Source organism: Niallia circulans (assembly GCF_007273535.1).
In the GTDB taxonomy this organism is placed as follows: Bacteria; Bacillota; Bacilli; order Bacillales; family Cytobacillaceae; genus Niallia; species Niallia circulans_B.
In genome coordinates this window covers 524,471-542,683 of the sequence record NZ_RIBP01000001.1, presented here as the reverse complement: position 1 = coordinate 542,683, position 18,213 = coordinate 524,471, and the positions used below count along the sequence as shown (strand labels likewise).

The window sequence follows — 18,213 nt, the reverse complement described above, 5'->3', positions numbered from 1 at the left end:
GTTAAAAGCTCCTTTTCATTTTATAATTGGAAAGCCACCATATACAAAGTAACAATATAAACTATGCTGATTGTTAGAAATCCATAATCACTTCTGCCGATTTTAAGTGTTTGGAGCTTGAGCTTTTTAACAACTGGATTTTTGAATGCATTTTTGCTTCCCTTTGTTTCAAGTGCCTCAACCGTTGTTCGTGCCCGTTTTGCTACACTTAAAAGGAGCGGATAAAAGGACAATACTGCGAGCCTAACGAAGTAATAGGTAATCCTCCAATAAAGAAACCCCTTCTTATCGGGAGCTCTTCCTCTTAAGCGATAGGACATAAATACATGATTATACTCCTCAAGCAACAGTGGCAGCATTCTATAACCGTATGAAATCGAAAACGAAACTTGTCCTGGTACTCCAATACTCAATAACCCAACACTGAGCTTTTCAGGACTCATGGAGCAAAAGACCGTAATACTTGCTAACGAGATGACCGCAAGCTTCACTGTTAGCATAATTAATGGCAATAATACAGCGATATTCCCCCCGAAAAATAAGGTAGCAATAAACATATAACCACCTTGACCAAGTATGCCAAGTATAAGAATAAACAGAATCAGCCTGCTTACTTTCGTTATTACGGTTGTGATAATTGTCGCAAGGAGCATTCCAAATAATACAACTTGTTCATCTATAAACCATGGCGCAACTCCAAAAAAACCATACCAGATAAACAAAACACGCGGGTCTAATTTCGCAATGAATGTTTGGTCATTGGCATATGCCGTATTCATTAACTCAATTTTCATTTGCTCCACATTCAGCTTGTCAATCATGTTTTTTGAATAGTCCATGCAGATTCCTCCTGAAAAAAATCTATAAATGAAGCAATCGTATACTTAGCAGGTGTTATGTTGAGCTTATGTGATAACTCTACAATTTGCGGAGGAATAATCCCCGCCCTTCTCATCAGTATGGGATTAGAAAATAATCCTTCCTTGCCACCATCATAAATAATTTGGCCATTGTTCATAACGACAACACGTGTAGCCCATTCACTGACAAGCTGCATATCATGTGTGGCAATCAGCACTAACTCTGTTCTAACTGCCAGCTTATCAATGAACTGAGTGAGGTGCTTACGAGTAGCAATATCCAAATTGGCAGTTGGTTCATCAAGGAGAATAACCGCTGGATTCATAGCAGCCCCAATGGCAAGTGATGCTCTCCGCTGCTGGCCACCACTCATTAGCCTGCTGTCTTTATGCTGAAGCTCAGTAAGATGGAAAAGCTCAAGAATATGATCAACTATGTCTTCGTATCCTTTTTGTTTACGAGCCTTCAAGAAAAACTCTACATCCTTGCGCACAGAATCCTCAATGAACATCTGCTCTGGATTTTGGTAGATGTATGTAATAATATCTGCCAGTTTTTCTGGTGACTGTTTTGCTGTTGCCTTCCCCTTAATAGAAACAGTTCCAGCATTCGGCTTCCGAAACCCTGTCAGCAAACGGAGCAACGTCGATTTCCCAGCACCATTATTGCCAACAAGCGCCACTTTTTCTCCTTTATAAAAAGTAATGTTTATATCCTCTAATATTTGCTTATACGATCGTTCAACAGTTTGATACGAAAAACTGACGTCCTTAAATTCGGCTATTGCTTCGCTGGATTTCATGGACGGGGTATCAGCTGCATGAATAACCTTCTTTACGAAATGTGCAAAACTGCGCTCAGCTTCCTGCAATGTAATTGGAATCGCTCCACTACCCACGTTTAACCCATATGCAGCCTGTGTTACTTGCGGCGGATATATATTTCGGGCAGTTAAATCCTCAATTGCCGTTAAAGCCTCCCGAACGGGTCTCTTCCACACGACCTGTCCTTTTTCGACTAACAAAACAGTCGAGCAATATTCGGCAATAAATTCTGTGTGATGCTCAATCACAATGATTGTCTTCTCGTATTGATGATGGAGTTTTCTTAATACATCATACATAGATTTTGCATGGTAAGGGTCGAGTTGTGCTATCGGTTCATCAAGCACAATAATTTCTGGGCTTAACGCCAAACACCCTGCCAATGCAAGCAAGTGCTTCTGTCCGCCGCTTAGCTGCCACACAAATTCATTTTCATAATCCTCTAGTCCGACAATTTTAAGTGCTTCTCGTGCTCTTTCCATATAATCAGCGTAGCCAAAGTGAAGTGGAGCAAATGCGGCATCTTCGATTACTCTTGCTTGAACAATCTGATTCTCAAAATCTTGATAAACATAGCCAACATGCTCGGAAAGCTCTGCTACTGTATTTGATGTTACATTAAGTCCATTAATGCAAGCTTCTCCTTCAAAATCACCTGTATAATAATGAGGAATTAAGCCATTCAAGAGCTTGCAAAGCGTTGACTTACCGCTCCCATTTCCGCCAATAATAGCTAAGAATTCTCCCTTATCAACAGTAATACTGACATTCTTTAAGATTGCTTCTTCCTCATTAGGATAAGTAAAACTTACATTCTGAATGTCTATTATTGGGTTCATGCTGCTTTTTTCCTTTCCTTTTTAGACCGTTTAAGAAGCACATATACAATAACAGCAGAAACAACCGCTGCAATACCTAACGAAATTAAGGTTAACGTTGATTCGGAAATATTTGAAAATGTTGCTTCCCATTCGAAGATATTCCATTCTGTTTCTGATAAATATTCAAACCCGAATGCAGCTACCGCCAATAAAATAACTGGAATCAAAAACCTTGGATGTAGTATCCCGAGAATAGTATAGGCGTTATCAGGAGTGCGCGGCTTCATTCCCAACAACGGTTCTATTTTCCCGTAAAGTCTTGGTACAAGATAAAGTGTTGGCAAGAGTGCAAATAAGATACCGGAAAAAAGCACATCATTCAAAAAGGAGAACCCTTCAACTACAACGACACTTTCGGCAAGCCCAGGAAGTGCTTCAAAGTCATCAACACCAACCCAAACTTTCCCTATATCAACCATCATACTTATCAGTTGATGAATAATAACACCAGTAATTGCGGCAATCCCAACTTGACGCTTGTTCCTTGGATTTTTAACCATACTGCCAGCAATGTACATCGCAAGGGAAAAGGAAATAAATTTCTCAAGCTCACCAAAGCCTCCGAATTGACCAAGCATAATTTCCCCAAAAATTATTTCGCCTAATGCAGCTCCAATTCCAGCATAAAGTGGGTGAAACAAAATACATAGTGTTAGCGGGATGAATGCAAAATACTCAATGGAGAATTCAACTGGACCAAGATAAATAGAAGGTACAAGTTCAGTAATCATGTTAGACAAGCCGTAAAGAGACATCGATAAAATAAAGACCATCATTTTCTGTGACTGGGTTAGCGTGTAACTTTGTTTCATAGATTTGGTTCCCTCCTTCGTTCATTTCTATTACATTGTAAAAAACAAATATAAATAGCTAATATTGCGAATGTAAGAAAACTGTAAACTTTTTATCATTTTCTTTCATTTTGATATTTTTTTTGCAAGAAATGCTACGATAATAGAAAAAGGGAGAAAACCGGTGTTTAATTTAAATGAATTGTCTTCTAGTCAATGGCGCATAGGTAACTGGATTGTACATAATGAGGGTGAGGTACTTATTTCTACGGAAAAGGACATTGCAGCGGCAACAGGCGTCAGTATTGCGTCTGTTTCACGGTTTTGGAAGGCAGTCGGCTTTCATAATTTGAAAGACTTTAAGCAATACTTAAAGGAAAAACGCGAGATAACACCGGCAAAGAAGCTTTTGAATACAATGACAGATTTGGAGTATTCGAGCTTGCAAAGTCATCATTTAAACAGGAGTATTCACCACCTGCAGGCCACATTGAACTTATTCCAAAGGGATGCATTTGAACAAGCCGTTTCCGCTATATGCACATCAAATAAGTTATATATTTATGCACCAGGTCCATCACTTGGACTTGGTGAGCTTTTAAGCTATAGGTTGCGGCGATATGGTATTGATGTAAGGATTATAAGATGGCTTGGAAGTGAAATATTAGAGGAGCTTTTACACATAAATGCAGATTGCGCTGTTATGTTATTTAGCTTTGGAAGACTGCTGAAAGAAGCTGAGGTACTTTTACTGCATGCTATCCAAAAAGACGGAAAAATTATTGTAATAAGTGATCAACCAGGACTTGAAACTCCTGTTAAGTTTGATATCTTTCTGTATGCTGACAGAGGCGAAAAAAATGAATTTCATTCGATGATTGCCCCTCTTTTTCTTATTGAAAATCTTATTGTGGAAGTTGGAAAGGCAATTCCTTCCTTAGAAAATATGGAACAGCTTGATAAGCTCCGAAAAAGCTTTAAAGAATTTCTTCCTCGCTAAGAAAACAACACCCTTATTAAACAGGGTGTTGTTTTCTTACTAGTAATTCAGCCAATCTCTGAATCCTTCATTTCCTTTTCCACAAAGCGGATTTTTACCATAATTTTATGAATAAATTTCGGAAAAAAATAAGCTCCAAAAAATGCACAAATAAATGCTTGGCTCCATGTTTTTAACCATTGCGGAAGAAAATGACTGTTATAGCCAAAATTAATCGATACAAGTATAAATGAAATAAATACACTCATACTTAACGACATAAAAAATGCAAAAACAAGCTGTTTATATTTAATGTGAATCTTCATAACTACCCCTTAACAATACTTTTATAAGTTTACGACCTCAACTTCTTCATATTGAGTAATGGTCTTTTTCATACTTGGTTTTTCACTAATTCCTTGCTTCTTTTGTTTGTTCATTTCTTTATGCTCATTTACATGTTCTTCTCTTGACAACCATGCAATAAAATCTTGTTTGGTCGTCCACTTTGTTACAATTGAATATTCTACAACGTCATTTTTTTCTTTTTTCCAGCATACCGAACTAAGCAAACCGGAGACATCTTGTAATTCTGCGAATGTCTTTTTCATCTTTGCGATAATTTTTTGTTCATTCGCTTTATCCCCTTCAAAGCTCGCTTGATTAACAAACATTTAACGTACCTCCAGCTATATTATTAAATAAATATCTTACTAACTAAGATATTAGGTATTAGTAAGGTTATCATAGATTTTTATTATTAGTCAATGAGAACTTCTCTCATTTATTTCAGTTTCTTATTTAACTTGTGAAAAACATTCAGCATTTGATCAATTTCAGTTTCTTCCAAGTCCTGCAGAAGCTCAACAAATACTGCTGCTCTGTTTTCAATAATTTGATTAACAATTTTCTCCCCTTCTGTTGTTAAAGACAACTTGACCACTCTCCTGTCTTCACTTGAGCGATATCGATTAATTAACTCATGTTTCAATAATGTATCTGTTAGAACTGTACCTCCACCTGAAGTAATTCCTAAATACTTGGTGATTTCAGATGCTGTACAAGTTTTCACTTTATAGAGATACGTCAATATCAGGATATGACCGTCACTTAAGTTAAAATCTGTTTTTGGAAAAAAATCATTTTTGGCTTTTGTTTTTCTAAAGATGCTTTCATATAACTCTTGAAACTCTTTTAATTTCTTAAAACGTTGTTCTGACTCCATAATTACAATTCTCCCCAGCATTTAATCTTTTATTTCATATATTTAATGCCATGTTGTAAGTCTTCATAAAGGCTGTTAATTTTGTGATGCAGTAGTAATTCTTTATTAAAGTATAAATGTTTAACAATTGCTACTACTAACTTTTTTATATCACATATTTCCTCATAAACCAACACTACTTTTTCATCAGCATTTTCTTTAAGATAAATTTTTATATTAACTTCATGTTTGCCAACCCTTTGCAATTCCCATTGATATTCTTCCGGCTCTTCCAATAACGTAAAAGTTACATGAGTTCTTGGAAACGGAACTACCCCTGGAAGCAGCTGACATATCGAAACAAGCATATCTTCTAAGGGATTGGAAAACAAATACGAACACAAAAAATCAAATTTGTTATCACCTATTTTTAAATACCCTGTTGCCCATTTACTCTGACTATTATAATCATATTGAAAAACAATTTTTTTCGTCATGAAAGCTCCTTAAATTAGTGTATTTATAACAACTCTATACCAAATATACCAAAAAGGGAGTAATAATTTGCTTTTAAAATAGCAAAAGGCTGCTTTATAAAAAGCAGCCCGTTGTTTTATAGATTCGCTCCGTTTGTAGCGATAACATCTTTGTACCAGTAGAAGGATTTCTTCTTGCTGCGGTCGAATGTTCCGCTTCCATCATCATGCTTGTCAACATAGATATAGCCATAACGCTTAGACATTTCACCTGATGATGCACTAACTAAGTCAATGCAGCCCCATGAAGTATAGCCCATTAATTCAACACCGTCTTCGATTGATTCGCCCATTGCTTTAATATGCTCACGCAGGTAGTCAATACGGTAGTCGTCATTGATAGAACCATCTTCTTCTACTTTATCGTATGCACCTAAACCATTTTCTACTACGAACAATGGTACTTGGTAACGATCATACAGGTTGTTTAAGGAAATGCGAAGTCCTGTCGGGTCAATTTCCCAGCCCCACTCACTTGCGTTCAAGAATGGGTTTTTAATGCCACCGATAAGGTTTCCTTGCGCTTTTTCTTCGTCTGTTTTTACCTTTTTCTCTGTACGAGACATATAGTAGCTTAAGCTGATGAAATCAACAGGATATTGCTTTAACAATTCCAAGTCGCCATCTTCGATTTTCAGGTTAATATTGTTTTCTTTAAAGTAGCGTTTAGCAAAAGTAGGGTATGCTCCTCTTACTTGAACATCTCCACACAAGTAGTTAAATACTTGCTCTTCTTTAAGTGCATGCAAGATATTTTCAGGATTGCTGTCAAATGCATATACTGGTGCATAAATAAGCATACAGCCGATTTGAGCATCAGGAATAATTTCATGTCCTGCTTTAACAGCTAAGCTGCTAGCAACGAATTGGTGATGCAAGCCTTGGAAGCTGTCTTGCAGTTTTGTCTCTTGGTTTTCAGGAGAGAAGCCTAGGCCTAAAATAGGCATATGTGTTGCACCATTAATTTCGTTGAATGTTAACCAATATTTCACTTTATCTTTATAGCGTTTGAACAATACTGTTGCATAACGCTCAAAGAATGTAACTAGTTCACGGCTTCTCCAGCCGCCGTATTCTTTGATTAGGTGAAGTGGTGTTTCATAGTGAGAAATTGTCACGACTGGCTCAATTCCATATTTTGCAAGTTCATCAAAGACTTTATCATAGAACGCAAGTCCTTCTTCATTCGGCTCAAGTTCATCACCGTTAGGGAAGATACGAGACCACGCAATACTCATGCGGTATGCTTTAAAGCCCATTTCAGCGAATAGTGCGATATCTTCCTTGTAACGGTGATAAAAATCAATACCATCATGGTTCGGGTACACGTATTTAGATTTATCTATTTCGAAATCAAAACCTGTTTGTGCAATAACTTGTAAACGAATTTTGCCACCTGGTAATACGTCAGCAAGGTTTAATCCTTTACCACCTTCATTATATCCACCTTCTAATTGGTTGGCAGCAGTAGCTCCGCCCCATAAGAAATTTTCAGGAAAAGTAAGTTTTGTCATGAGTGAATTCCTCCTAATTAACTGAAACTAGTAATAGATTGTGTAAATCATCTAACCTAATGATACTATTATCTTGGGAATAAAACTGGTCTGAATGAGACTAGTATTGTAATTTGCAATCTGGTAAACAGTTATAAAACCTTGTGTAAGTAAAGATAATTATTGGGTTGTAAGTTATTTTAAAAGGATATAAAGGTTTATTGACCTAGTAAACAAACCTTTATAGTATGTTCACTACTTAAGAGCTTTACTCTTTCCTTCCATATTAAAAAGACCAAAACATCAAAATTTTGGTCTTTGCATATTTGTTATTTATCAAAATTAAAAATCCTCGTTCACTAAATCTCCAACAACTGCCATCGCAGCTTTACTTCCTTCTGCTGCTGCAATAATTAATTGAGAAGGGGCAATGATGGCATTATCTCCACATGCATAAACTCCTGCAATATTCGTTCGACCGGAATTATCTGTGTCAATTCCTCCCATACTGTTCAAACTGCAGCCTAATTGTTGTGCTAATGGCGACGACTGCTGCAAACCTGTTGTGATAAAGCCGCCTTCTCTTGCCACTTCTCTTCCGCTCTTTAGGATAATTTTCCGCAATTTGCCGCCCTCTCCCTGCAAATTTTCTATTTCTTCTTCAATCACTTCTATTTCTTTAGCTGCAAACAGCTCTTTTTGCTCACTTGACAATACTTGCTTTCCATTTGTACACAAAACAACATCCTTGCTCCAATTTCTGATCATTTTTATCATATGAAAGGCTCGCTCATTTTCAGAAATGACGACTATTGGGCGGTCCTGTAATTCCCATCCGTCACAAAACGGACAGCTAAACAGGCTTGCACCATAAAATTCATGTATTCCTTTAATAGCAGGAAGAATATCTGTAAGTCCAGTAGCGAGAATGATCTTTCTAGCCTCAAAAGTATTGCCATCCTTCGTTAAAATCACAAAACGATCATTTTCTGTTTTTATATCAAAGACTCTTTGATTTTTGATGATTATATTAGGATACTCCTTTAAATCCTCTAAAGCATAGCTTTTAAATTCAGATGGTTTGATTTTATCTCTCGTAATAAACCCGTGAGATTCGTGAGTAACAGCGTTTCTTGGTTTATTATCATCAAAAAGGATGATATTCTTTTTTGCTCTTCCAAGCACAAGTGCTGCATTAAGTCCTGCCGGTCCTCCGCCAATAATTACACAATCTAATACCATATTATATCCTCTCCTATTAAATCTATTAAAGACTCTTTATATCTATAATAAAACTAAAAAAATAGTATAAACCAAGAAAAACTGGCTTGGTTGCTAGTCAACCTAACGAAAAAATGATAGGCAGAACGCAAAATACATTAAAGACCCTCGATGTCTACGATTGATTTTAACCTAAAATTAGGTATATAACAAGGTATTTCTTTTTTGACTAGAATATAACTTAGAATTAAATAATTTATATATTATATTCTAGTCTAACTGCGACATCACATGTAACAGAGCAATAGTTGTTATTACTTTCTAATAAGCTTAAGTATCCAAGGTAATCCAAAACGAAAGAGAATGATGTAAAAAGGAATAGAATAGAATGTTTTCCAGCCTTTTAGCTTTATAAATCCAAGTTTCACTAAAGTAAATTCAATTAAGAGCGAAATGGCAGAAAAGATAATAATCCAAATAAACTTCTTTGATTTACTATAATAGTTTAGGAATAAAATCGCATTAGCACCAGGTCCAATAACGAACATAAAAATGTCTGAAATGCCTCCTATTGTGGGATCGCCTGAGTCCATAACGTCAAGCAGAAAGAAAATAATAATATTAGACACCCAGCCGCAAAAGCCAACCATGCCAAATAAAAGGATCCATTCCTTACGTGAAATATTTTTAGTTACTATAATTGAAAGCAAAACAAGTATCGATCCTGTTAAATAAATAAACCAAGAGCCTTTCGCAAATAGATCTAGTCTATCTAATACACCATGCCAATATATGAACATCCCTCTTTATGTAGATTGCTTTTTCGTTATTATTTTCATTGCTCTAAACATCCATTCACAAAAAGTTCTTTAACAATAAAAACTGCCTTCTATTGCCGATTACTTCGACTATGAAGACAGTTTTTGCTGATATATTTTTTTATCGATTTTCAGGGCTTCCTTCTGCCTCAGCTATATCGTTGGCTAAATCAGCACGATCTATATCAGCTTGGAAAAATTCTTCTGTTTCAGGCAGTCTTAAATTTAAGTACTGCTTTTTAGAAATACGGATTGTAGCATTCTCCACTGTACAGTCAAAAACATGACCGCCAGTACTTCTATTTTTATCAATAAAATGCAAATGATATCCAGCAACAGCGATTCCATGGGCATATTGTGGAGTGCGGAAGCCGGCAATCGTTCCCTCGATGTTTTCAAAGTCAAAAATCGGCTGTGTTTTTACTGCTTCAATCATCGGCACATATGGCTTTTCTTGTACCTCGACCGTTCTCGTTTGCACCTTTTTAAAGACACCATCTATTCTTATCGCATAAAAAACATTTTTACTAGGCAAAAGTTTGTCTAATTCCTGTTCCAGTTCTTCTAATGTTAATTGGCGGTTTACGCGGTGTGTTATTTCTGTTTCAAAAAAAGTGATCGAGCAAAATGGTGATTTATCATTTTCCTTAACTGGTGTTGCGGTTCCATCTGAACGGAGTCGATAAAACGCACCGTCAAACCCGATTAATTCTCCATCAAGTTTATTAAAGGTACCAATCCCAAAGTCCCCATGCTCATGGATTTCACCTAAGGAAAAGTCTCCGTCATAAACACCATCCAGAAGCGCCGTCATGGTAGAAACCTGATAAACCTCCTGCTTTTGATCTTCGTTGTTCTCTATTATGTCAGCATGTAAAGTTTTAACCATTTCCATGCATCATCACCTCAATCTTAAAAATTTTGTTGCTTGGATGCTTTTACGAATGCCAAAGCTCTCTTTCAACTGCTTGCTGACTGAAATAATCCGGCCATTTTTGATTTGCCAAATCGATATTTTCTCTATAGTCAATTGGGATGTCAATAATGACAGGTCCTTCCTGCTGCAGGCCCTTCTCAAGAACGGTTGACAGCTCTTGTGGTGAGTTTACCCTAAGTCCTGTTGCACCAAAACTTTCTGCATATTTTACGATGTCAATTGGTCCGAATTCAACACAGGAATCACGGTTATATTTCATTTTCTGTTGGAAGGATACCATATCATATTTACTGTCATTCCAAACTAAATGAACGATGTTAGCCTTCATCCTAACGGCTGTTTCAAGCTCCATAGCAGAGAACAGGAACCCCCCGTCTCCTGATACAGAAACGATTTTTTTGTCTGGATGCAATATAGCTGCACCAATTGCCCAAGGAAGAGCGACACCGAGTGTTTGCATTCCATTTGAAATCATCAGTGTATTTGGTTCATAAGAGCGAAAATGACGTGACATCCATATCCCATGTGAGCCAATATCGCAAGTAACAATAACGTCATCTGCAATTTGGCTTCTTAACGCATTAATTACTTGTAATGGATGGGACAGACTTTGCTGTTGATTTGACTTTGGTGTTTCCATATCTTCATGAAGATTTCTAAGTCTGGCAAGAAATTCATTTTTCTCGCCACTTATTTTTGCCGGAACAGAGAAAAAGTCTAATTCGGCAACTGTCGAGGAAATATCACCGATCAATTCAAGGCAGGGCTGATAATAATGGTCAGCATCTGCTTGAATTTCATCAACATGAATAATATTCGGATTATTATTTACATTCCAAAACTTTGGATCATATTCAATTGGATCAAAGCCGATAGTAATAATGAGATCTGCCTGTTCAATGAGAAGATCACCTGGCTGGTTGGCAAAAAGCCCGATACGTCCATAATATTGAGCTTCGAGCTCTCTTGAAAGAGTGCCTGCTCCTTGATATGTCTCTACAAAGGGGATTCCTAATGTATGGAGAAATTTCCGGATTGATTTTACTGCTTTTGGCCTACTTCCTTTCATTCCTACTATGGCAATAGGAAGATTAGCGTTGTGAATTTTTGCAATGGCTGAGCGGATGCTGCTTTCTGCTGCAGCACCAAGTGTTGGCGCAGGCAACGCTGCTAATGGCATTACAGATGTTTCTTCTGTAACTACATCTTGTGGAAAGCTGATAAATGCTGCGCCTGCTTGGCCTGATTTCGCCGTACGAAAGGCATTTGTTAACGCTTCAGGGATATTCTTGACATCCTGTACCTCCACACTGTATTTTGTTACAGGTTTAAATAATGCTGCATTATCCAGCGATTGATGTGTGCGTTTTAATCTGTCAGCGCGAATTACATTGCCTGCAATTGCCACAACTGGATCGCCTTCTGTATTAGCCGTCAATAGGCCTGTTGCAAGATTTGAAGCTCCAGGTCCTGAGGTTACAAGGCATACGCCAGGATTGCCTGTCAGTCTTCCAACTGCTGCTGCCATAAATGCTGCATTTTGTTCATGTCTGCACAGAATTAGCTCTGGTCCTCTGTCTTGCAGCACATCAAAAACAGCATCAATTTTTGCACCTGGTATTGCAAAAACATGTGTGACACCTTGAGCAATCAGTGTGTCAACAATTAGTTCTGCCCCTCGTCTTGTGATATTTGGTTGGTCCTGAAGATTCATTCAGCTACACTCCTTATATTGAATTCCTTATAAAATTTGGAATTTCATGATATGATTTACTATACATTTCACATGATATTTTTTCCAATATCCATTAAACGTGGGATTGATATGTATTACGAATGAATCAGTAAGGTGGTCATAATAATGGAGCTTAGACACTTGCAGTATTTTAAAACAGTGGCAGAGGAGCTTCATTTCGGAAGGGCAGCTGCGAAACTTAATATGACACAGCCTCCGCTCAGCCAGCAAATAAAGCAATTGGAGGAGGAACTTGGCTTTCCCCTCTTTCATCGCTCGAGTCGTGCTGTGGAATTAACAACTGCCGGCAACGTTTTTTTAGGACAAATAACTTCTGTGTTGAATCAATTAGACAGAGCCGTTGATACAGCACGCCATACCGCAAGAGGTGAGCTTGGAAAGATTGTAGTCGGGTTTGTCGGTACGGCGACATACGAGATTTTGCCGCCAGCCATAAAGGAATTTAGAGCTATTTTTCCATCGATTGACATTGAATTACGACAATTATCTGCCCCAAATCAGCTAACCGCGTTATTAAATGGCGATATTGATGTTGGTTTTTCACATCCCCCAGTTACTAGCTGTGAATTAATCAGCAGAAGCCTTAAAACTAGTGAATGTGTTTTTGCCATCCCCAAAAATCATCACTTATCAGAGAAACCTGCCATTTCCATGACTGACATTAAACATGAGCCAATCATTTCATTGTCAAAGGAAGCATGGCCCTCTCTGTACGAGGACTTTATCCAAATATGCAATAAAAATGGCTTCCAGCCGAATATAGTACAAGAATCATCTGAATACCAAATGGTAATTGGACTAGTCACCGCTGGCATCGGGATTGCCATTGTACCTGATTCAGCTAAACGCCTGTTTAATTTAGATGTACTGTACAAAAAATTCGCACAAGAACAATTAACAGCAGAATGGATTCTTTCCTACAAAAGAGAAAATCATAATCCAGCACTGTTTCATTTAGTCCATCATGTGTTAGAGCGCACAGACTTATTTTAAAGGGGATTAATTCCATAAAGCTAAAAGAGCTTAGGACAATAAGTAACTAAGACTTATGTATTTCTGAATAATAGTTCAGTTTGTGCCTTTATATTTCGATTGGAATACAATATTTAAACTGCTTAGTGGAATGAGCGTAGGCCACTCGACTCCTGCGGGAAATAGAGGAAAGGATGAGACCCCGCAGGCGAAAACGGGGAGGCTCATCTTCGCCTGCGGAAAGCGAGGGATTTGCGCGCAATGAAACGGACTAATCTTAAAACCTATCTCTCTATATAATCCTAAGATTCATCATTTCAAAGTTTAGAATTTCGATAGCTTAATTTTTGTCCTTTTGCAGTCTCAGCCTCTTCTTCATTATCAATTATCGTTAAATGTATCCGCTTTAAAAACTCTCTCAATATTCTCGACAGTCCGTTATTTGCATTATAAAAATATCCGAAGGAATAGGTTTTATAATGGGGAGAAGCAAAGTTAATGACTACATACTTATCACTTCTTGACAAGCCTGCATCTGTTTTAAAAGCATAATCAAAACCTATATTTATCGCTGTATTATTTTCCAACGTATGCCTTATAGTATCGACGTTATTTGTTGTAAATAAAATATCAAATGGCAGTGAACTGAAGCCTTTCATGAATTCGTTAATATATACATCGTTATATAGTACGATTGGCTGATCTATTAACATCTCTGCTGTTATAAGTTTATTTTGTGCTAATGGCGAGGTTTTGTTGACCGCAACAACCATATGGCCATCGAGCAGCTTTTTGAAAACGAGATTCCGATATTTCTTTTCTTCCTTTTCTGTATACGTTATAAAGCCAACATCCACCTCCCCTTCAAGTACTTTCTCAATTATATGCTCTGTACTGTTTTCATAAATAGATGCTTTAATATTAGGATATTCTCTTTTAATATCTGAAATAAGATCAACAAGGATTTCCATTGGTCCTGGATATGTCGCTATCTTCATTTCACCATTCATCGTATTTGTATAGGCTTCTGCTTCCTCCATAAACTCCTGCAGTTTCTGCAAAACAGCATTTGCCTTTTCTACTAGCTTATGACCTTCTTCTGTCGGGACGGAACCTCGTCTTGATCTGTGGAAAATACTAATATTTAATTCTTTTTCAAGATTTTTAATCGATTGACTCAATGCAGGCAATGTTATATGTAAATTTTCTGCTGCTTCCTTTAAGGAGCCTGTACGAGCAATTTCAACCATATATTTTAATTGTTCAATATTCATATAAACCTCTTGTTTTTAGTTAAGCATTTCTTAACCTTAGTTAATATTAACTAAATTTATCATAAGTGATGTTAGCTGTATACTAATAAATGTAAATAAACTACATAAGGGGTTGTTTTTGCATGAAAGCGTTAAGATGGCATAATCAAAAAGATATTCGCTTGGAGGAAATCGACGAACCGAAATTAAATCCAGGTCAAGTAAAAATGAAAGTGAAATGGTGCGGTATTTGTGGCAGTGATTTACATGAATACTTAGGCGGACCGATTTTCATACCAGTTGATCAGCCGCATCCACTTACGAACGAAGTTGCGCCAGTAACACTTGGACATGAGTTTTCAGGTGAAGTTGTTGAGGTTGGCGAAGGAGTTAATAATTATAAAGTTGGCGATCGTGTTGTAGTGGAACCGATTTTTGCTACGCACGGACATCAAGGTGCATACAATTTAGATGAAAATATGGGATTCTTAGGACTTGCCGGCGGTGGCGGTGGTCTTAGTGAATATGTTGCTGTTGATGAGGAGCTCTTATTTAAGCTTCCAGATGATTTATCCTATGAGCAAGGTGCATTAGTTGAACCAGCGGCAGTTGCTTTATATGCTGTACGTTCAAGCAGAGTTAAAGCTGGTGACAAAGTTGCTGTATTTGGCTGTGGTCCAATCGGCTTGCTAGTAATCGAAGCACTTAAAGCTGCAGGTGCTACAGATATATATGCTGTTGAGCTATCTCCTGAACGCCAAGCGAAAGCAGCAGAATTAGGAGCAATCATCATTAATCCTGCAGAGGTTGTAGATACAGTTGCAGAGATTGCAAGATTAACAGACGGTGGAGTAGATGTTTCATTTGAAGTCACAGGTGTGCCAGTTGTCTTGCGTCAAGCAATCCAATCTACTGGAATTGGCGGCGAAACCATCATCGTTAGTATATGGGAAAAAGGCGCGGAAATCTTGCCAAATGACATTGTTATTAAAGAACGCACTGTCAAAGGTATAATCGGCTACCGTAATGTCTTCCCGGCTGTGTTGTCACTTATGCAAAAAGGCTATTTCTCAGCAGAAAAACTAGTAACGAAAAAAATCGCCTTAGACGATGTTATTGAAGAAGGCTTTGAAAGCTTAATCAAAGAAAAGAACCAAGTGAAAATACTTGTTAAATCTGAACAATAAGTTAACCAGAAAAACAGAAGCCACTGATTCAATCAGTGGCTTTGTCCAACATAATATTCCTTTTATACAGTCAGCTCAATTAAATTGCCTTCTGGATCTTCCATTACACTTTCATAGTAGCCATCACCTGTTAGGCGCGGACCATTATTATGACGGTAACCATCATTCATTAATCGCTCGGTCATTTCGTTAACAGCTTCCTTGCTTCCTAAAGAGATAGCGATATGTGCCCAGCCAATCATTTCACTTGCTGCTGTTTGATTAATGCCTGACTTTCGCATGATTTCTAATCTTGCACCTGATTCAAATGTTAGAAAATAAGATTCAAAGCCCTTCGCTTGATTATGGTACTTACTGTTTGCCTTGCCGTTAAAATACGTTTCGTAAAACTCTTTCATTATTTCTAAATCATTGACCCAAATAGCCACATGTTCGATCTTCAAGTTTTCCACCTCATCCTAGGAATAATATTTGTTATTCTTCGATATGCTTTATAATTCTTGCTGGGTTTCCACCAACCACTACATTATCTGGTACATTCTTCACGACTACAGAGCCTGAAGCAATCACGGCATTATTACCTATTGTAACGCCTGGATTTATGATTGCACTTCCCCCAATCCAAACATTGTTTCCGATTGTAATTGGTTTCCCGTATTCTCGGCCGGAATTTCTTTCTGTTGGATGTAATGGGTGTGTCGCTGAATAGATTTGCACACCAGGTGCAAGCATACAGTTATCTCCAATTCTTACTTCACAAACATCTAATATAGTGCAGTCGAAGTTTGCATAGAAGTTTTCTCCGACATGTATGTTACCTCCATAATCAAAGCGTATATTCGGTTCCATATAAATGTTTTCTCCAGTAGAACCAAGCAACTCCTTCAGTATCTTAGTTCGCTTTTCACCTTCTGTCTCTATTGTTTGGTTATAAAGTCTAACCAATTGTCTTGATTTATTACGTTCTTCTGACAACAAAGGGTCTGCTGGATTATACATTTCTCCAGCTAACATTTTTTCTTTTTCCGTTTTCATAATAAAACCTGCCTTCTTAATTATTAAGCTTTTAAACTAGTATCTTTTCCGATAATCTTTTTATAAAGTAAGCGATTTAAATTTTCTGTACTTAACAGCATTGCTGCGGCAAAAATTAAAATACATACAGGAAAAATTCCTATCGTAAAATAAGACGATATTAACCCTAGCAATGGTGGTAAAAAAGTAGTACCTGTGTAAGCTACCGCCATTTGATAGCCCATAATGGACTGAGAATGTTTTTTTCCGAAATGTATTGGTGTTTCGTGAAGCATACACGGAAATATCGGTGCCAATCCTAATCCAATAATGATAAATCCTACGAGCGAGAAAATGGACGGCAAAGGCAAAAATAGAATGATAGCACCAGCTGCTGCTATTAATTGTCCAGATCGAATAAGAGCACGATTTGTCATTTTAAAGGTAATAAAACCAGTGATAAACCTGCCAACAGTTATACCGGCATAATATAAGGACACCCACTGGGCAGCTGCTGCCGCACTCAACCCTTTCACATTAACCAAAAAACTGCTTCCCCACAGACCCATCGTTGCTTCGACCCCACAATAAAACAAGAAGGTTGCAAGCGCAAGCTTAACCCCTTTCACTTGCAATGGTTTTAACTCGTTATTTTCCTCATGCCTAGCAGCATTTGTTTCGAGTATTTCATGTGTAGGCGCATTGTTATTATGTGTTACTCTCTTCCATAAAGGCAGTGTGATAAGGAGGATAAGCACTAAAGCAAATTGAATGCCAGAAATGGTGAGGTATCCATTTCTCCATGAAGTCCCCTCCGAAATAAACTGTGCCATAATGACTGGACCAAGCGTTGCTCCCACTCCCCAGAAGCAGTGCAGCCAACTCATATGATGCGCTTTATAATTCGTTGCAACATAATCATTTAAACCAGTATCAACAGCACCAGCCCCTAATCCAAGTGGAATAGCGCATAGTACTAACCAAGCAATGGATGGAGCAAATTGAAAACCTAATAAAGCCCCAGCCGTCATGAAGACGCTCACAAATGTTACTTTACTAGTCCCAAATCGTTTAAGAACCTTACCGCTTACTAAACTAGATATAATGGTGCCTCCTGCAATCATCATAAACAGGAATCCAGCAGTTTCAAGCGGAACTCCAAGATCAGATTGCATAGCAGGCCAAGCTGCTCCTAATAAGGAATCAGGCAGACCTAAACTGATAAAAGCTAAATAAATAATGACCAAAAGAAGTGTTGCCATTTTTTAACCTCACCATCATTTAATTGTGCTTACTAACCATTTCTATTTTCCATGTACACACTTATTAAATGTATTAAATAAGTATTTAATAACTTATTAAACTTCTTTAATAAGAGACACATCCAATATAACATATAAAATTATCCAATTCAATTACGTTTATAAAAAGCAGCTTTTATGTTACTCCTTTTAAGTTACTAACTAAATTTCAACACATAGAAAAG

General features: G+C 37.4%; 19 protein-coding genes. 3 read left to right on the top strand and 16 right to left on the bottom strand.

The window, feature by feature from the left end:
• Positions 1-20 precede the first annotated feature (20 nt).
• The 3 genes from CEQ21_RS03680 to CEQ21_RS03670 are packed head-to-tail and all read right to left on the bottom strand — an operon-like array spanning position 21 to position 3,378.
• Positions 21-839 carry an energy-coupling factor transporter transmembrane component T family protein gene (locus CEQ21_RS03680; protein ID WP_185763300.1) on the bottom strand — a complete coding sequence of 273 codons (819 nt, stop codon included), beginning with the start codon at positions 837-839 and terminating at the stop codon, positions 21-23.
• Positions 818-2,524, bottom strand: a complete 1,707-nt coding sequence (locus tag CEQ21_RS03675; protein WP_185763299.1) for an ABC transporter ATP-binding protein — start codon at positions 2,522-2,524, stop codon at positions 818-820. Before CEQ21_RS03675 ends, CEQ21_RS03680 begins: the two co-directional genes overlap by 22 nt.
• Complete coding sequence (locus tag CEQ21_RS03670; protein ID WP_185763298.1) at positions 2,521-3,378, bottom strand: DUF8171 family membrane protein; 858 nt, start codon at positions 3,376-3,378, stop codon at positions 2,521-2,523. The genes CEQ21_RS03675 and CEQ21_RS03670 overlap by 4 nt, the downstream gene beginning before the upstream one ends.
• Positions 3,379-3,541: 163 nt before the next feature.
• Here CEQ21_RS03670 and CEQ21_RS03665 point away from each other — a divergent pair, with 163 nt between their 5' ends.
• The gene (locus tag CEQ21_RS03665) at positions 3,542-4,357 is read left to right on the top strand and encodes a MurR/RpiR family transcriptional regulator (RefSeq protein WP_185763297.1); all 816 of its coding nucleotides are present in this window, start codon (positions 3,542-3,544) and stop codon (positions 4,355-4,357) included.
• A 47-nt stretch (positions 4,358-4,404) separates the two neighbouring features.
• Here CEQ21_RS03665 and CEQ21_RS03660 read toward each other — a convergent pair whose 3' ends face one another.
• The 9 genes from CEQ21_RS03660 to alsS all read right to left on the bottom strand — a co-directional run bounded on the left by CEQ21_RS03660 (position 4,405) and on the right by alsS (position 12,259).
• Positions 4,405-4,662 carry a DUF2798 domain-containing protein gene (locus CEQ21_RS03660; RefSeq protein ID WP_185763296.1) on the bottom strand — a complete coding sequence of 86 codons (258 nt, stop codon included), beginning with the start codon at positions 4,660-4,662 and terminating at the stop codon, positions 4,405-4,407.
• Positions 4,663-4,683: 21 nt separating this feature from the next.
• A complete protein-coding gene (locus tag CEQ21_RS03655) occupies positions 4,684-5,010 on the bottom strand; it encodes an antibiotic biosynthesis monooxygenase (protein WP_185763295.1) in 327 nt (108 codons plus the stop codon).
• Between the two features lie 110 nt (positions 5,011-5,120).
• The gene (locus tag CEQ21_RS03650; RefSeq protein ID WP_185763294.1) at positions 5,121-5,561 is read right to left on the bottom strand and encodes a MarR family winged helix-turn-helix transcriptional regulator; all 441 of its coding nucleotides are present in this window, start codon (positions 5,559-5,561) and stop codon (positions 5,121-5,123) included.
• A gap of 29 nt (positions 5,562-5,590) precedes the next feature.
• A complete protein-coding gene (locus CEQ21_RS03645) occupies positions 5,591-6,037 on the bottom strand; it encodes a hypothetical protein (RefSeq protein ID WP_185763293.1) in 447 nt (148 codons plus the stop codon).
• Between the two features lie 116 nt (positions 6,038-6,153).
• The gene (locus CEQ21_RS03640; RefSeq protein WP_185763292.1) at positions 6,154-7,590 is read right to left on the bottom strand and encodes a glycoside hydrolase family 1 protein; all 1,437 of its coding nucleotides are present in this window, start codon (positions 7,588-7,590) and stop codon (positions 6,154-6,156) included.
• 321 nt (positions 7,591-7,911) lie between these two features.
• The gene (locus CEQ21_RS03635; RefSeq protein ID WP_185763291.1) at positions 7,912-8,811 is read right to left on the bottom strand and encodes an NAD(P)/FAD-dependent oxidoreductase; all 900 of its coding nucleotides are present in this window, start codon (positions 8,809-8,811) and stop codon (positions 7,912-7,914) included.
• Between the two features lie 293 nt (positions 8,812-9,104).
• Positions 9,105-9,590, bottom strand: a complete 486-nt coding sequence (locus CEQ21_RS03630; RefSeq protein WP_185763290.1) for a hypothetical protein — start codon at positions 9,588-9,590, stop codon at positions 9,105-9,107.
• Between the two features lie 139 nt (positions 9,591-9,729).
• Positions 9,730-10,497, bottom strand: a complete 768-nt coding sequence (gene budA / locus CEQ21_RS03625) for an acetolactate decarboxylase (protein ID WP_185764074.1) — start codon at positions 10,495-10,497, stop codon at positions 9,730-9,732.
• A 49-nt stretch (positions 10,498-10,546) separates the two neighbouring features.
• Positions 10,547-12,259 carry an acetolactate synthase AlsS gene (gene alsS, locus CEQ21_RS03620; RefSeq protein WP_185763289.1) on the bottom strand — a complete coding sequence of 571 codons (1,713 nt, stop codon included), beginning with the start codon at positions 12,257-12,259 and terminating at the stop codon, positions 10,547-10,549.
• Between the two features lie 147 nt (positions 12,260-12,406).
• Between alsS and alsR the strand changes: the two genes are divergently transcribed.
• On the top strand, positions 12,407-13,294 hold the full coding sequence (gene alsR, locus CEQ21_RS03615) for an acetoin biosynthesis transcriptional regulator AlsR (protein WP_185763288.1): 888 nt from the start codon (positions 12,407-12,409) through the stop codon (positions 13,292-13,294).
• A gap of 296 nt (positions 13,295-13,590) precedes the next feature.
• On the opposite strand, the gene CEQ21_RS03610 is transcribed toward alsR, so the two are convergent.
• The gene (locus CEQ21_RS03610) at positions 13,591-14,547 is read right to left on the bottom strand and encodes a LysR family transcriptional regulator (RefSeq protein WP_185763287.1); all 957 of its coding nucleotides are present in this window, start codon (positions 14,545-14,547) and stop codon (positions 13,591-13,593) included.
• A 122-nt stretch (positions 14,548-14,669) separates the two neighbouring features.
• Between CEQ21_RS03610 and CEQ21_RS03605 the strand changes: the two genes are divergently transcribed.
• On the top strand, positions 14,670-15,713 hold the full coding sequence (locus CEQ21_RS03605; protein ID WP_185763286.1) for a 2,3-butanediol dehydrogenase: 1,044 nt from the start codon (positions 14,670-14,672) through the stop codon (positions 15,711-15,713).
• 62 nt (positions 15,714-15,775) lie between these two features.
• Here the strand turns inward: CEQ21_RS03605 and CEQ21_RS03600 are convergent, their stop codons facing one another.
• From CEQ21_RS03600 to CEQ21_RS03590, 3 genes are read right to left on the bottom strand one after another with little or no spacing between them, the layout of a single operon-like run.
• Positions 15,776-16,156 carry a VOC family protein gene (locus tag CEQ21_RS03600; RefSeq protein WP_185763285.1) on the bottom strand — a complete coding sequence of 127 codons (381 nt, stop codon included), beginning with the start codon at positions 16,154-16,156 and terminating at the stop codon, positions 15,776-15,778.
• 31 nt (positions 16,157-16,187) lie between these two features.
• A complete protein-coding gene (locus tag CEQ21_RS03595; RefSeq protein ID WP_185763284.1) occupies positions 16,188-16,748 on the bottom strand; it encodes a sugar O-acetyltransferase in 561 nt (186 codons plus the stop codon).
• A gap of 23 nt (positions 16,749-16,771) precedes the next feature.
• Entirely contained in the window at positions 16,772-17,989 is a 1,218-nt protein-coding gene (locus CEQ21_RS03590; protein ID WP_185763283.1) for an MFS transporter, read from the bottom strand.
• Positions 17,990-18,213: the final 224 nt, after the last annotated feature.